The sequence below is a fragment of the Kordiimonas aquimaris genome, assembly GCF_025574485.1.
Classification (GTDB): domain Bacteria; phylum Pseudomonadota; class Alphaproteobacteria; order Sphingomonadales; family Kordiimonadaceae; genus Kordiimonas; species Kordiimonas aquimaris.
Genome location: NZ_JAOBPO010000003.1, coordinates 422,715 through 437,303, shown reverse-complemented (window position 1 = coordinate 437,303; position 14,589 = coordinate 422,715). Strand labels below are relative to the sequence as shown.

Sequence of the window (14,589 nt, the reverse complement as noted above, 5' to 3'; positions counted from 1 at the left end):
AGAGATTTATGGACCTGACGTCAATTCCATTAATGGCTGCAATGAAAAAGCGGATGCAATGGTTGCACAGCAACCAAAGCGTGCTCAGCCAGAATGTGGCCAATGCAGACACACCGGGATACAAAGGCCAAAAGCTGGAGCGCCAAGATTTTTCTGGTCTTGTTGATGACTTGTCTGGCTCTTCTAAATCTGTAAAGCCTTCTATGAACATGCGGGCGTCGCAAGCTGGCCATATGACGGCTGGTGGCGGCATGGCTGACAAGGCTGATATTGTTGAAGATAAAGATGCTGAAGAATCACCAACGGGTAACACAGTGGTTCTTGAGGAAGAGATGATCCGCGTAGCCGATAACCAAATGGAATATGGCATGATGGTTAATCTTTACAAAAAGAATATGGGGCTGTTGAAAATAGCCTTGGGTCGTGGTGGTGGTCGCTAGAAAGCGGCTATGCTGAGAGAACGCAGTTTAGCTGTGTAAGGGAACAGGTTATGGACCTTCAAAAAGCAATGATGGCGTCTGCATCAGGCTTGCGCGCACAATCAGTGCGTATGCGTGTGATCTCGGAAAATATTGCAAACCAGAATTCTGTTGCAACAGAACCGGGTGCTGATCCGTATCGCCGCAAGATCATTACATTCCAAACCGAGATGGACCGTGCAAACGGTGTAGAGCTTGTGAAGGTTGGTGGTATCGAGTTTGACCAAAAAGATTTTACCAAGAAGTATGACCCCGGTAATCCGGCCGCTGATGCCTCAGGTTACATCAAGGAATCGAACGTAAACGGTTTGATTGAAATGATGGACATGCAACAAGCGCAGCGTACTTATCAATCAAATTTGAATGCAATGGAAGCTAGCCGCCGTATGGCAACCATGACACTCGATTTACTACGTTAAGGGGATAGCAGGTGAACATAAAACAACTTGATGCTGTAAACGCATATTCACAAGCATCCAAGCAATTGCAAAATGGTTTAGCGGGTCCGCGTGACGGCGCGGACGGTGCAAGCGGTGAGTCCGCATTTGCATCACTTGTGAGCGATTCTATCGGTGATGTTAAGGCAACAACTACTAACCTTGAGGTAACAAGTGCTCAGGCTTTGACAGGGCAATCTGATATTGTTGATGTTGCCACTGCAGTGTCTAATGCTGAAATGGTAGTTGAAACTGTGGTCACTGTGCGCGATAAGGTTTTATCGGCGTATAACGATATTCTGAAAATGCCAATCTAGGGCATTAGTGCCATTACGCTGACAGCGTATGCAAGATTGGAGAAGATGCAACAATGACTGGGCCTGAGGTACTTGATGTTGCACGTGACGCTCTTGTCACTCTAATCTCTACATCTGGACCTATACTTGCAGTTGGTCTTATTGTGGGCCTTGCGATTGCACTTTTTCAAACCGTTACGCAGTTGCAGGAAATGACCCTGACGTTTGTTCCCAAGATTATAGCGGTTTTCATTGCATTGCTTGTGACCTTCCCATTTATGGGCCGTAATATGGCTGATCTAATGCAGCGGATTTCCGAGCGCATTATCACAGGCGGATAAAGAAGTGTTAGGGCAGGTTTTACCAGCAGAAGCCTTTGGTTTCCTCCTTGTTTTAATGCGCCTGACGCCGCTAGTTATGTTGATGCCGGTCCTCGGGGATCAATCTATCCCGCAGCGTGTGCGTGTTAGCCTGGCTTTTATTCTGTCACTCATTATATACGCGGTGCATTCAGGAACATTACCTTCCATGCCGGAAACCATGTTTGGGTTGGTAACCTTGTTTGTACAAGAGCTGCTCATTGGCTCGATGCTTGCCCTTACAGCGCGCATATTGCTTTCAGCGACGCACACAGCGGGAACGGTTATTGCATTCCAAACCGGTTTAGCGGCGGCACAGTCATTTGATCCGGCACAAGGTTCACAAAGTGTAATTGTTGCTTCTTTCGTGTCACTTACTGCCATTACAATGATCGTTGTCACGGATTTACATCATTTGATGATACAAGGCTTTGCATACAGTTACATAAAGTTTCCTGTAGGCCTTGCTATCCCGTATGAGGATTTCGCCGCACTTATTGTGCGCTATGTTGCAGATAGTTTTGCCCTTGGTTTTCAGTTGGCTGCGCCGTTTATTGTCTATTCGTTGATTTTCAACTTAAGCCTAGGTTTGGTGGCGCGGATGATACAGGGCTTTCAGGTGTTTTTCATTGGTTTGCCGATGAACCTCTTTATTGGCTTCGTAATGATGATGCTATTGATTGGCCCCATGATGAGTTTGTTTTTGGAGCGTTTTCAGCAGCATCTCCTGTCGTATTTAGGGTGATGTATGGCTGACGAAGATGAAGCTCAAAAAACCGAAGAACCCACCCCGAAAAAACTTCAGGAGGCAACTGAAAAAGGTGAAGTGGCTCAAAGTCAGGAAGTAAAAACCTGGTTTATGTTAGCTGCTGGAACAGGTGTTGTTGCTGGTGCTGGTGCAATTATTGTCACGCGTGTACGGGATCCGCTTGTTGGTTATTTAAGTCGCATACATGAAATTGATACCCAGCAGGTTAATGCGCTCAAGGTATTGAATACATTGATGTTTGATGTATTTTTTGTGTTGCTTATTCCGTTTGGTGTTTTTGTCTTTGCCGCTCTGGCTGGAAACAGAATTCAGCACTCTGGCGTCTTTACATTTGAAAAATTAAAACCGGACCTGTCAAAAATTAACCCGCTCCAGGGTATGAAGAAATTTGGCTCGTCAAGAATGCCAGTGGAATTTGGTAAGGCGGTTGCCAAGCTTTTGGCCCTTTCACTAGTTCTGTTTTTGGTTGCCTATCCAGAACGGTCTCGTCTGGATACGGTAATGTTGCTGCCAATCATTGATGTTGTTGGTTTGGCTCATATCATGGCAGTGAAAGTAATGCTTGGTGTCATGATCCTGATGACAATCATTGCTGCTCTTGATTTCTCTTATCAAAAATATCAGCACATCAAAAAGCTGCGCATGACCAAGCAAGAAGTGAAAGATGAACGTAAACAAACCGATGGTGACCCAAAGGTAAAATCGCGTTTGCGCCAAATACGTTTTGAACGGCATTCACAGCGTATGATGGCTGCTGTGCCGCGCGCAGACGTAGTTATTACAAACCCAACGCACTATGCGATTGCTCTGGAGTATAAACATGGTCATATGGATGTGCCTGTATTAATTGCCAAAGGCGTTGATAATGTTGCCCTTCGCATCAGGGGGTTGGCGGAAGAACACGACATTCCTATTATTGAAAACCCGCCATTGGCACGTGCGCTATATGCCAGCGTTGAACTGGATGAAGAGATTCCGCCTGATCATTATAAGGCAGTAGCTGGCGTGATTACCTATATTATGAAGCTGCAGAAAGCTGGCCTTGGTAGAAAGTCAAACACGCTGGAGCTGAGATAAGTTAATGTCGCCAAACTTAATACGAGGCTTGCCCATTTAGCTTAAAGCCGCGTAGAATTTATCAACATGTGATGAAGCAATATCGATAGTGATTAAAGAGAGTTTATGGAAAGCCAATTACCACAGCCTATAAGGGATGCGCTGGTTAACAATGAAGTAAAGTCAGGGCTGCGCTTGCTCGCGATGGCTTTGTCTGGGCTGATCGGTGCAGGTGGTGTTTCGGTTTTCACTTATTTGTTTTGGGGACAGATTGCTGCCATCACAGTTGGTGGTGCCACACTTATTATTACCGCATTGACGCTTATTCGTGCGTTGAAACAGCTCGGGCAACCTGCCCAATCCGGTGATGGTGTTGACCGCGAGCTTTTACAGGCTTTGGTTGCGATGGACAGGCGCGCGGTTCTGGTAACGCAGCTTGATGGTATTACCCTTGCTGCAAACCTTGGCTTTGAACGGCTTAATGATCAACCAATTCAGCGTATTCATGACATGGTTTCAAGTGAGGATAGCAGGCAAGCTATAAGCGGATTGCTGAATAACGTACGGCATTCTGGCCATGCTGCTGCGCAAATAAATGTTACCCCTAATGAGGACGATGAGCTAACGCTGATAGGCAAGCGTGTTGGCAATCACCTTGTCTGGCAAGTTTCGCGGCAGAATGATAGCGCGCGCTTGCGTCATGAAAAAAATATGGTTTCGGGATGGGCATCGACTGTTTTTGAAAAACTGGAATGCGGCATCATTCTGGAAGATGTGAAGGGCACTATTCATTATGCCAACAAGGTAATCCTTGATTGGCTGGATATAGAAGAAGGTAAAGATCTGTCGCGGGTGCAACTGAAAGGGCAGGATACTAAGCTGATTGTTGGTGACCGACAGCGTATTGATGTTGACGTAACCACCATTCCACTGCAAGCGCGAGAGCAGGGCCGGCAAGTCGGGCAATTCAGGTTTATTCGCAGGCTTGACCAAATGCATGGTAAACTTGTGCCTATTGAGCGTGAGTTTTTGATTGATCCAATATTTGATGCCGCTCCAATCGCTATTGCTGTTGTTGATGAGCAGGCAAACGTCAAGGAATATAATCAACCACTGAAGTTACATCCGTCCGCCAGTCAGTTGAATGCGGGTGACAGTATTCTTGACATTGTTGTGGAAGAAGATCGTGAAGCGCTGTTCGAGCTAATTAAGTTTGCCAACGATGGCCGGCCAGCCGCTATTCCGCTTGATGTTGTATACAGCGGGCAACCTGAACGTGTTGGGCAAGTTTTCTCTGCTTCAATCGCCAAAGAAAATACGCGGTATGCCATTCTTTACCTTGTTGATACAACACAGGAAAAAAGCCTTGAACGTCAGTTCGTACAGGCGCAGAAAATGCAGGCAGTCGGCCAACTTGCAGGTGGTGTTGCTCACGATTTCAATAACCTGCTAACAGCGATTATCGGCTTTTGTGACTTGTTGCTGGTGCGACATGATGCTGGTGATCAGTCGTTTTCTGATATTATTCAAATCAAACAAAATGCAAACCGGGCGGCGAATTTGGTGCGTCAATTATTAGCGTTTTCGCGTCAACAGACGTTACGCCCACGTGTGCTTATGTTAACGGATGTTCTTGCTGATTTGTCAAACCTCATTCGACGATTAATCGGCGAAACAATCGAATTGAAAGTTGTTCATGGGCGTGACTTGCCCTCGGTGAAGGTGGATCAGGGACAGCTTGAGCAAGTGATAATTAACCTTGCGGTTAATGCGCGTGATGCGATGCCGCAAGGAGGCAAGCTGGAAATTAGAACGCGTCTTGTGGAGGCAGATGATCCGCTTATTGATCGTTATGATGTTGTTGTGCCTACGGACTATGTTCTTATTGAGGTAGAAGATAACGGTAGTGGTATTGCCAAGAGTAACTTGAACAAGATTTTTGAGCCATTCTTTACCACAAAAGAAGTGGGGCAGGGTACGGGTCTTGGTCTGGCTACGGTGTATGGTATTGTTAAACAAACTGGCGGGTTTGTTTTTGTGGAATCTGAAGTTGGTACGGGAACAACATTCCTTCTACTTCTCAAAGCACATGATCGTTCTGAGGTTGAAAATGAAGACCAAACTGTCATTGATGTGCCCGAGCGCGACCTTACAGGCAAAGGCACGATACTGATTGTTGAAGATGAAGACCCTGTGCGTATGTTTGCGCGCCGTGCACTCGAAAACAAAGGTTACATTGTTCTTGACGCTGATTCTGGTGAGCAGGGTCTTGAGATACTCAATGAATCTGAAGCAAAAATTGATTTGTTAATCACAGATGTTGTGATGCCGAACATGGACGGGCCAACATTGGTGAAAACAGCGCGCAAAACGCGGCCAGAGCTGCCAGTTATTTTTGTTTCAGGATATGCAGAAGACATGTTCCGCAAAAACCTTGAAGCGGAAGAATTTCAATTTTTACCCAAACCTTTCACCCTGAAAGATCTGGCTGAAAAGGTGAAAACTATTCTGGACTAGTGCTTGTTTAGCTTGTCGCTGCATAGCATATAAATTTCACTATATTACTGTTGATGTTTTTACTGTGTAAGACTGTTTGGTAGCACATGAGAACAAAAGGTGAAAATAAGCTCTTGCATAAAAGAACAAAAAGTGTACAAACATTACATTGCAACCAAACACATGCTATGGAATAAGGGAGCTTCACAATGTCAGCATCAGGCCTTCAGTTGGTAAAAGGAACATCCATGGATAAGAGCAAAGCGCTAGAAGCAGCGCTTGGTCAAATTGATAGAGCATTCGGTAAAGGCTCTGTTATGAAGCTGGGTCAGCGCGACTCCAGTATCGAAATAGAAGCAATTTCTACTGGTTCTTTAAATCTGGATATTGCTCTTGGCATTGGCGGATTTCCAAAGGGGCGCGTTATTGAAATTTATGGCCCTGAAAGTTCTGGTAAGACGACGTTGGCGCTGCATGCAGTTGCTGAAGCACAAAAAGCAGGCGGTATTGCTGCTTTTGTTGATGCCGAACACGCACTTGACCCAGTTTACGCGCGTAAACTGGGTGTTGATGTGAACGAATTGTTGGTCAGTCAGCCAGATACTGGTGAGCAAGCACTTGAAATTACAGATACACTTGTACGCTCAGGCGCGGTAGACATCTTGGTTGTGGATTCTGTTGCTGCACTGACACCGCGCGCTGAGATTGAAGGTGAAATGGGTGACAGCCATGTAGGTTTGCAGGCTCGCCTTATGAGTCAGGCACTACGTAAGCTAACGGCATCAATTGCTCGCTCGAACACTATTGTTATTTTCATTAACCAGATTCGCATGAAAATTGGCGTGATGTACGGTAGCCCTGAAACAACAACGGGTGGTAATGCGCTTAAGTTTTATGCATCTGTTCGCCTTGATATTCGCCGTATCGGTCAAATTAAAGAAAAAGATGATATTGTTGGTAATGCCACGCGGGTGAAGGTTGTTAAAAACAAGGTTGCACCACCATTCAAGCAAGTCGAGTTTGATATCATGTACGGTCAGGGCATTTCTAAAATGGGCGAGATTGTAGACCTCGGCGTGAAGGCTGGTGTAGTTGAGAAATCTGGCTCATGGTATAGTTATTCTAGCCAGCGCATTGGGCAAGGTCGCGAGAATGCAAAGCGTTTCCTTGCTGAAAACACTGATATTTCAAACGAAATTGAAATGGCAATTCGTCAAAATGCAGGGCTTGTCGAAGAAGCTATGCTCTCTGATGAACCCAAGTTGGATGATGATGAAGTTTAGAGCTTTTTCTGACAATTGAATTGATATCTGAAAAGAGCGGTTTTTCCGCTCTTTTTCTTTGGAATATGAACGTACTGTGTATTTGATCAACCTCTTTGCTGGACACATCGGGAAGCCCTAGGTAAAAAGCCCTCTGTTTTGTTTCCGGCATGTATGCTTTTGTAGCTGGAAGACGGGTTGAAGAAGGCGTGATGATATGACGGGCTCTATGAAATCAGGTATTAGCGGTACAAATGAAATTCGGAAGACATTTCTGGATTTCTTTGCAAAAAATGGCCATGAGGTCGTGCCGTCTGCACCATTGGTGCCGCTTAATGATCCTACGCTTATGTTCGTTAATGCTGGTATGGTGCCTTTTAAAAACGTATTTACCGGTGCTGAAACACGTGGTTACACGCAGGCGACTTCTTCCCAAAAATGTGTCAGAGCTGGCGGTAAACACAATGACCTCGATAATGTGGGTTACACAGCACGTCATCATACATTCTTTGAGATGCTTGGTAATTTTTCCTTCGGCGACTATTTTAAAGACCAAGCAATCTCTCACGCTTGGGAATTGATAACCAAAGATTATGGCATCGATGCTAGTCGATTGACGGTTACGGTGTATCATGACGATGACGTTGCATATGATTTATGGCGAAAAATAGCGGGCTTACCGGAAGAACGCATCATCCGCATTGCGACAAATGATAACTTTTGGTCCATGGGGGACGTGGGACCGTGTGGCCCATGCTCGGAAATATTTTACGATCACGGTGATCACATATGGGGTGGCCCTCCGGGCTCTCCGGAAGAAGATGGTGACCGATTTGTTGAGATATGGAATCTGGTTTTCATGCAGTACGAACAACGTGCTGCGGATAATCGGGTAGAGCTGCCACGCCCAAGTATCGACACTGGCATGGGTCTTGAGCGTATCTCTGCAGTTATGCAGGGTACACACGATAACTATGAAATCGACACTTTTCGCCGTTTGATTGAAGCGTCAGTTGCAGCTACCGGCGCTATAGAAAATGAAGATACGGGTGCTTCACACCGGGTCATTGCTGATCACCTTCGGGCATGTAGTTTCTTGATTGCTGACGGCGTTCTGCCTTCTAATGAAGGGCGTGGTTATGTTCTGCGCCGCATTATGCGCCGCGCTATGCGCCATGCACACCTTCTGGGTGCCAAAGATTTGGTGATGCACCAGATGGCACCGACGCTTATGACTGAGATGGGGCAGGCTTTCCCTGAGCTTGTCCGTGCCGAAAAGTTGATTCAAGAAACATTGAAACTTGAAGAAGATAAATTCAGGCAAATGCTGGATAAGGGTCTGCGATTATTAGACGATGAAGTGGCAAAACTCTCTGGTGATACACTCGCAGGTGATGTCGCGTTTAAGCTATATGATACTTTTGGGTTCCCGTTGGATTTAACGCAGGATGCTCTACGTGCCCAAAAGCTGAAGGTAGATGTTGCTGGTTTTAATACGTCAATGGATGAACAGCGTGCAAAAGCTCGTGCAGCCTGGTCTGGTTCAGGTGATGCAGCCACCGAAGCAATATGGTTCGATATCCATGATCAGTGCGGTGCTACCGAGTTTGTTGGTTACACAGCCGAGCAGGCTGATGGTCAGGTTGTTGCGATTGTTAAAGACGGCGAGATAGTTGACGGAGTGTCAGCAGGTGAAGAAGCTGTTATCTTAACAAATCAAACGCCGTTTTATGCTGAATCTGGCGGGCAAATGGGCGATACGGGTATATTGCAGGAAGGTGAAAACCGTTTTGCCGTGAAAGACACGGCCAAAAAAATGGGTACCCTTCATGCTCACGTAGGCAAAGTTGAAACTGGCTCTTTCAGTAACGACAAATCTGTTGTGATGACAGTTGATGGTGATCGTCGCCGCCGCCTTCGTGCAAACCATTCAGCTACTCATGTTCTTCATGAAGCAATGCGTCAGCGTTTAGGTGAGCATATTACGCAAAAAGGGTCTTTGGTTGCACCCGATAAACTACGGTTTGATGTTTCTCACCCCAAAGCCATCACTGAAGATGAAATCGCCGATATAGAGCGTCTTGTAAACGCAGTTATCCGTGAAAACGAAGCTGTTGAGACGCGGTTACTTAGTTACGACGCAGCTATTGAAGCTGGTGCAATGGCTTTGTTTGGCGAAAAATACGGTGATGAAGTACGTGTCGTTTCAATGGGGCAGGGTGATAATGCGAAGCCCAATTTCTCCGTTGAGCTTTGTGGGGGCACTCACGTAAAGCGTCTTGGTGATATTGGACTTTTTACTATTACTTCTGAAAGCGCGGTTTCATCAGGTGTTCGCCGTGTTGAGGCCCTTACCGGTGAAGCTGCTTTTGAATACCTTATGCATCAGCAGCGTTTACTGAAACAGACTGCGGCATCCATAAAAGCGAGCCCGGAAGAATTATTAGACCGTGTAAATGCTTTACTATCAGACCGCAAAGCACTGGAAAAAGAGCTTACTGATGCACGGAAAAAGGCTGCGATGGGTGGTGGGTCATCCGGACCGGCCGCTAAAGATGTTAATGGAGTTTCCTATCTTGGGCAGGTTTTGGATGGTGTTAGTCCTAAAGATCTTCGCGGTATTGCTGATGATGCAAAGAAAACTCTCGGTAGCGGCGTTGTGGCGCTTATTGCGGTAAATGATGGCAAGGCGGCGGTCCTTATTGGCGTAACTGATGATTTGCTCGCGACACATAATGCGGTTGATTTAGTGCGTATTGGCGCTGCAGCTGTCGGTGGTAAAGGTGGTGGCGGCCGCCCTGATATGGCGCAGGCGGGTGGACCTGACGGCAGCAATGCTGCAGCTGCACTCGTTGCGATAGAGCAAGCGATTGCCGGCGACAAATAATTAACTTTATAAAGTTATTGCGTCACAAGGCTTTGCTTATGCATACTCAGATATTATGGCTCTAAGACGAAAAGCATTTGATTTTCTTGAGCTTGGCAGTTTTGGCAGCCGAGCCGGGGCTGTTTTTGAATATATGATGATCGTGCTCATTGTCGCTAACGTCTTTGCTGTGGCGTTAGAGACTGTCGATCATATCTGGCAAACATATGGGTTTTGGCTTCATATCTTTAATGTTTTTTCGGTTGCTGTGTTTACCATTGAGTATGCTGCGCGCGTTTGGGTAAGTGCCGAAGGTTACGGCGATGTGGGCGATAGTGCTGCATCAAGGCGTTTACGGTATATCTTATCGCCAATGGCGATTATTGACGCAGCTGCAATCGCGCCGTTTTTCCTTGGCGCTTTTGTCACGGCAGATCTTAGAACACTGCGTATATTTAGATTATTACGGTTGTTGAAGTTGGTTCGTTATTCGCCAGCTTTGTCATCGTTAACCAGAGTTATTTATCAGGAACGCCGCGCACTGGTTGCGACGTTTATTATCATGATGGGCCTTCTTTTCTTTTCGGCAACTATCGCTTACCTTCTTGAGCATGAAGCGCAGCCTGTTGCATTTGGCAGCATTCCAGCGGCATTGTGGTGGGCGCTTTCTACGCTGACCACCGTTGGTTACGGCGATGTTGTGCCTGTTACTGATGGTGGTCGTGTACTTGGCAGTGCCGTAATGATCATTGGCTTTGTGTTTTATGCATTACCTATCGGCATTATAGCGTCTGGTTTCTCCGACGAAGTGCATCGCCGTGAATTTGTTGTGCCGCTAAGGGTTATTGAAGACTTTCCTATTTTCCAGCATTTACCGAACGAGGCTGCAAAAGATTTAGCTACGCGTGTGAGGACTTTGTCAGCATCCCCAGGGACTGTATTGTCGCATAAGATGGATATGAATAACGGCTTGTACTGTATCCTTTCAGGTGAAGTTAGTGCCTTTTACCAACACAAGGCCATTCCTTTAGAGAGCGGCGACTTCTTTGGTGAGTGCAACATAATCAGCGATAAAAACTACCAACCTGCAACGCTCACGAATGAACGCACCAAAGTGATATGGCTTGAGAGTGTTGATCTGCATATGCTGCTCTCGATCTATCCCGAGTTTGCACAGGGAATGCTGGATCATGCAGGTCGTCGCCTTAAGACATTAGTGAGTGATAACCATATTGAAGAACCTGACAAGCAGGTTATGTACGCGGCTTTAAACCAGCAAGTTTCTAGGCAGTAAAGTTTTGCTGCTGGGCTATTGGGTCATTTTAAAAATGCTTTAAGGAATAAATAAAAAAGCCGCCCAAACAATTTGGGCGGCTTTTATCATATCAGTTTCGCTTTAAACCTGTATTAAGCCATACGTTGCTTCAGGTTAGAGTCGATTTTGTCGAAGAATTGACCCGTTGTCATCCAGCTTTGGTTTGGACCAATCAAAAGCGCAAGATCTTTGGTCATACAGCCGCTCTCTACTGTTTCAATGCAGGTCTTTTCGATCAATTCTGCAAATGCGGTCACTTCCGGTGTTCCGTCCATCTTGCCGCGGTACTTCAAGCCACGTGTCCATGCAAAAATTGATGCGATTGGGTTTGTAGATGTTTCTTTACCTTCTTGGTGCTGACGGAAGTGGCGTGTAACTGTGCCGTGCGCAGCTTCTGCTTCAACTGTTTTTCCGTCAGGTGTCATTAGAACTGATGTCATCAAACCAAGTGACCCAAAACCTTGAGCAACAGTATCTGACTGCACATCACCGTCGTAATTTTTACATGCCCAAACAAAGCCACCTGCCCATTTCAGAGCACAGGCAACCATATCGTCGATAAGGCGGTGTTCGTATGTAACACCTGCGTCTTTAAAACGCTCTTCAAACTCAGTCTCAAACACTTCCTGGAATAGATCCTTAAAGCGACCGTCATAGGCTTTTAGAATTGTGTTCTTTGTAGACAAGTAAACAGGCCATTTACGCTCCAGGCCGTATGTAAGTGATGAACGAGCGAAGTCACGTATAGACTCGTCAAGGTTATACATACCCATGGCAATGCCAGAGTCTGCAAACTCATATACTTCTTTCTCAATTGCTTCACCGCCGTCTGCCGGGTCAAATCGCATTGTTAGCTTTCCTGCGCCAGGTACAAGGAAGTCTGTTGCGCGGTATTGGTCACCGAAAGCATGACGGCCAATTACAATTGGTTTGGTCCAGCCCGGAACAAGCCGCGGTACGTTTTTGATGATGATTGGTTCACGGAAAACGGTACCACCAAGAATGTTGCGAATAGTGCCATTGGGGCTTCGCCACATTTTCTTCAGGTCGAATTCTTCAACACGCTGTTCGTCAGGTGTAATGGTCGCACATTTAACACCAACACCATGTTCAAGAATGGCTTTTGCTGCGTCAACTGTGATTTGGTCATCTGTTTCGTCGCGTTTTTCAACCGAAAGGTCGTAGTAAAGCAAATCAACATCCATGTATGGCTGCACCAAGCGCTCGCGTATCCATTGCCAGATAATGCGGGTCATCTCATCGCCATCAATTTCAACAATTGGATTTGCTACTCTAATTTTGCTCATCGGTCCCTCGATTTCTTGCTAGTTATTTATCACTATAAATTTATGTTGAAGACATTATGCCTCTATCTGAATTTGCGCGCACCCTATCACTTCACTGATGTAAGTTGAAGTGCAAACTGAACGGTTTTGATTGGTGTTCAGGTAATTCTTTGGTGATCAGATAGCTTTATCATCATTATAGGCTTGAATAAACTCGATCGCGGCCTCAGGTGTGTCCACGACTGTTAATAGTTCGGCGTTTTCGGGCGAAGCAAACCCATCATCAACAACATGTTTTACAAGCTGAATTAATGGTGACCAATATCCATCTGTATTAACAAGTATGATGGGTTTGCGGTGCAGGCTAAGTTGCGCCCATGTCATCATCTCTAGTGTTTCATCCAATGTGCCGAGACCGCCTGGCAACACAATGAAAGCGTCTGAGCGTTCGAACATCATTTTTTTGCGTTGATGCATGTCATCCGTGATGTGAAGCTCAGAAAGGCCATTTTGTGTAATTTCAATATCGTCAAGGTGATCAGGGATGATACCTATCACATTACTGCCGTTGTCGCGGGCACTGCGTGCAACTACGCCCATCAGGCCAATACTGCCTGCGCCGTATACTAAAGACAGTTTCGCTTGAGCGATTAAGGCGCCTAATTTATGCGCTTGATTTTGATAGTGTGACTTGTTGCCCATGCGTGAGCCGCAATAAACGCAAACAGTTGAAATTTTGGGAATATTGTTCACAGGAAAGCTTTCATTGAATGGCAATATCGAATCAGTGACAAATTTTTGACATGATTATGATAAATTTAACTATAATAATAGTTGCCGGATTGATAAAACATAAATAGTGACCGGTTAACAGAGCCGACGACAGCGTGCTCGTTTTGAGTTATGGAAATTATGGGCCTACAGGCAAATACTTCTTCATATAAGGAAAAGCTAGGTTTGGCAGCCGTTATGGCTGTTTTGGCCTTGGCAGTTTATTTGTTCTTTTTTTACGATTCAAGTGAGGCTCCGGCTCCGACACCAGTAATTGGAGAGCAAGTCGAGGAATCTGGTTCAGTTGTTGATGAGCTTGCGCCAGAATTTGATCTGGTTCGTATATCACGTGGTGGCACCGGCGTGATTGCTGGTCGAATGGCTCCGGGCGCGCAAGTTGAATTATATGCTAACGGCAAAAAAGTTTCTGAAGTTATAGCTAATGAGGACGGTGAGTGGGTCATTATTCTCGATGAACCTCTTGAGGCTGGCTCGGTTGAGTTAAATTTAAAAGCTACTAACGGTGATTCAACAACACAAACTGAAGCTGACCAGGTTGTTGTTGTTTCTGTTCCAGAGCGCGATACAGAACGTTTTGTGGAGCAGGCACAGAATGGTGTTGTAGCTGTTTTGACACCGAAAGACGGCAAGGGTGCCAGTACGGTTCTGCAAAAGCCCGGCGTTGCAGCATTTGCTGAAGTAGGGGACAGTTTAAGCGTTGATACTGTTGATTTTGGCGCTGGTAACGGTGTGGTCTTTGCTGGACGATCACTGCCGCGTGTGAATGTAAGACTGTACCTTGACGGAGAATTTGTTAACAGCGTGCGGGCTAGCGATAGCGGTTCTTGGACGATATCTCAACCTGACGGTATATTGTCACCCGGCACCCATACCGTACGTGTTGATCAGACGGTTGCTGACGGAACAGTTCAGTTGCGCGTTGAGCAACCGTTTGTTGCTGGTGAGCCTATTGATCAATCATTAGCGGAAAATGGTGTTTTCATAAGGCCGGGCAATACGTTATGGCAAATTGCTCGCCAGTTGTATGGCTCAGGAGTGCGGTATACTCTTATTTTCGGTGAAAATAGCGAACAGATCACGGATCCTGACCTGATATACCCCGGTCAGATATTTAAGCTGCCTACTAAAAGTGTTGAGCAATAAATTCGGACTTTTTGTTGCACCGTGACGCAGTAA

The 14,589-nt window shown here is 45.9% G+C and carries 13 protein-coding genes; 11 read left to right on the top strand and 2 right to left on the bottom strand.

Features of this window, described 5'->3' with window-relative positions; genetic code table 11:
* Window positions 1-8 precede the first annotated feature (8 nt).
* The 10 genes from flgB to OEU88_RS11760 all read left to right on the top strand — a co-directional run bounded on the left by flgB (window position 9) and on the right by OEU88_RS11760 (window position 11,314).
* Entirely contained in the window at window positions 9-440 is a 432-nt protein-coding gene (gene flgB, locus OEU88_RS11805; RefSeq protein WP_262695375.1) for a flagellar basal body rod protein FlgB, read from the top strand.
* 50 nt (window positions 441-490) lie between these two features.
* Window positions 491-898 (top strand): flagellar basal body rod protein FlgC, encoded by a 408-nt coding sequence (gene flgC, locus OEU88_RS11800; protein ID WP_262695374.1) that lies wholly within the window; start codon window positions 491-493, stop codon window positions 896-898.
* Window positions 899-909: 11 nt separating this feature from the next.
* A complete protein-coding gene (locus tag OEU88_RS11795; protein ID WP_262695373.1) occupies window positions 910-1,233 on the top strand; it encodes a flagellar hook-basal body complex protein FliE in 324 nt (107 codons plus the stop codon).
* A 53-nt stretch (window positions 1,234-1,286) separates the two neighbouring features.
* The gene (gene fliQ, locus OEU88_RS11790; protein WP_262695372.1) at window positions 1,287-1,553 is read left to right on the top strand and encodes a flagellar biosynthesis protein FliQ; all 267 of its coding nucleotides are present in this window, start codon (window positions 1,287-1,289) and stop codon (window positions 1,551-1,553) included.
* A gap of 4 nt (window positions 1,554-1,557) precedes the next feature.
* Window positions 1,558-2,316 (top strand): flagellar biosynthetic protein FliR, encoded by a 759-nt coding sequence (fliR, locus tag OEU88_RS11785; protein WP_262695371.1) that lies wholly within the window; start codon window positions 1,558-1,560, stop codon window positions 2,314-2,316.
* A 3-nt stretch (window positions 2,317-2,319) separates the two neighbouring features.
* Entirely contained in the window at window positions 2,320-3,417 is a 1,098-nt protein-coding gene (gene flhB, locus OEU88_RS11780) for a flagellar biosynthesis protein FlhB (protein WP_262695370.1), read from the top strand.
* 105 nt (window positions 3,418-3,522) lie between these two features.
* Complete coding sequence (locus OEU88_RS11775) at window positions 3,523-5,913, top strand: response regulator (protein ID WP_262695369.1); 2,391 nt, start codon at window positions 3,523-3,525, stop codon at window positions 5,911-5,913.
* Window positions 5,914-6,101: 188 nt separating this feature from the next.
* On the top strand, window positions 6,102-7,175 hold the full coding sequence (gene recA / locus OEU88_RS11770; protein ID WP_262695368.1) for a recombinase RecA: 1,074 nt from the start codon (window positions 6,102-6,104) through the stop codon (window positions 7,173-7,175).
* Between the two features lie 220 nt (window positions 7,176-7,395).
* On the top strand, window positions 7,396-10,041 hold the full coding sequence (alaS, locus tag OEU88_RS11765) for an alanine--tRNA ligase (protein ID WP_394805262.1): 2,646 nt from the start codon (window positions 7,396-7,398) through the stop codon (window positions 10,039-10,041).
* A gap of 55 nt (window positions 10,042-10,096) precedes the next feature.
* Window positions 10,097-11,314, top strand: coding sequence for an ion transporter (locus tag OEU88_RS11760; protein ID WP_262695366.1), 1,218 nt, complete (start codon window positions 10,097-10,099; stop codon window positions 11,312-11,314).
* A 113-nt stretch (window positions 11,315-11,427) separates the two neighbouring features.
* Here the strand turns inward: OEU88_RS11760 and OEU88_RS11755 are convergent, their stop codons facing one another.
* Window positions 11,428-12,642: an NADP-dependent isocitrate dehydrogenase gene (locus OEU88_RS11755; RefSeq protein ID WP_262695365.1), complete on the bottom strand. Its 1,215-nt coding sequence runs from the start codon at window positions 12,640-12,642 to the stop codon at window positions 11,428-11,430.
* Window positions 12,643-12,798: 156 nt separating this feature from the next.
* Window positions 12,799-13,374: an LOG family protein gene (locus OEU88_RS11750; RefSeq protein ID WP_262695364.1), complete on the bottom strand. Its 576-nt coding sequence runs from the start codon at window positions 13,372-13,374 to the stop codon at window positions 12,799-12,801.
* Window positions 13,375-13,578: 204 nt separating this feature from the next.
* On the opposite strand from OEU88_RS11750, the gene OEU88_RS11745 reads away from it, so the two are divergent.
* Entirely contained in the window at window positions 13,579-14,556 is a 978-nt protein-coding gene (locus tag OEU88_RS11745) for a LysM peptidoglycan-binding domain-containing protein (RefSeq protein WP_262695363.1), read from the top strand.
* Window positions 14,557-14,589: the final 33 nt, after the last annotated feature.

Coding starts and splice junctions, on each gene's coding strand:
- flgB (WP_262695375.1), top strand. CDS start 9: ATGGACCTGACGTCAATTCCATTAATGGCTGCAATGAAAAAGCGGATG.
- OEU88_RS11755 (WP_262695365.1), bottom strand. CDS start 12,642: ATGAGCAAAATTAGAGTAGCAAATCCAATTGTTGAAATTGATGGCGAT.
- fliQ (WP_262695372.1), top strand. CDS start 1,287: ATGACTGGGCCTGAGGTACTTGATGTTGCACGTGACGCTCTTGTCACT.
- OEU88_RS11775 (WP_262695369.1), top strand. CDS start 3,523: ATGGAAAGCCAATTACCACAGCCTATAAGGGATGCGCTGGTTAACAAT.
- flhB (WP_262695370.1), top strand. CDS start 2,320: ATGGCTGACGAAGATGAAGCTCAAAAAACCGAAGAACCCACCCCGAAA.
- OEU88_RS11760 (WP_262695366.1), top strand. CDS start 10,097: ATGGCTCTAAGACGAAAAGCATTTGATTTTCTTGAGCTTGGCAGTTTT.
- recA (WP_262695368.1), top strand. CDS start 6,102: ATGTCAGCATCAGGCCTTCAGTTGGTAAAAGGAACATCCATGGATAAG.
- flgC (WP_262695374.1), top strand. CDS start 491: ATGGACCTTCAAAAAGCAATGATGGCGTCTGCATCAGGCTTGCGCGCA.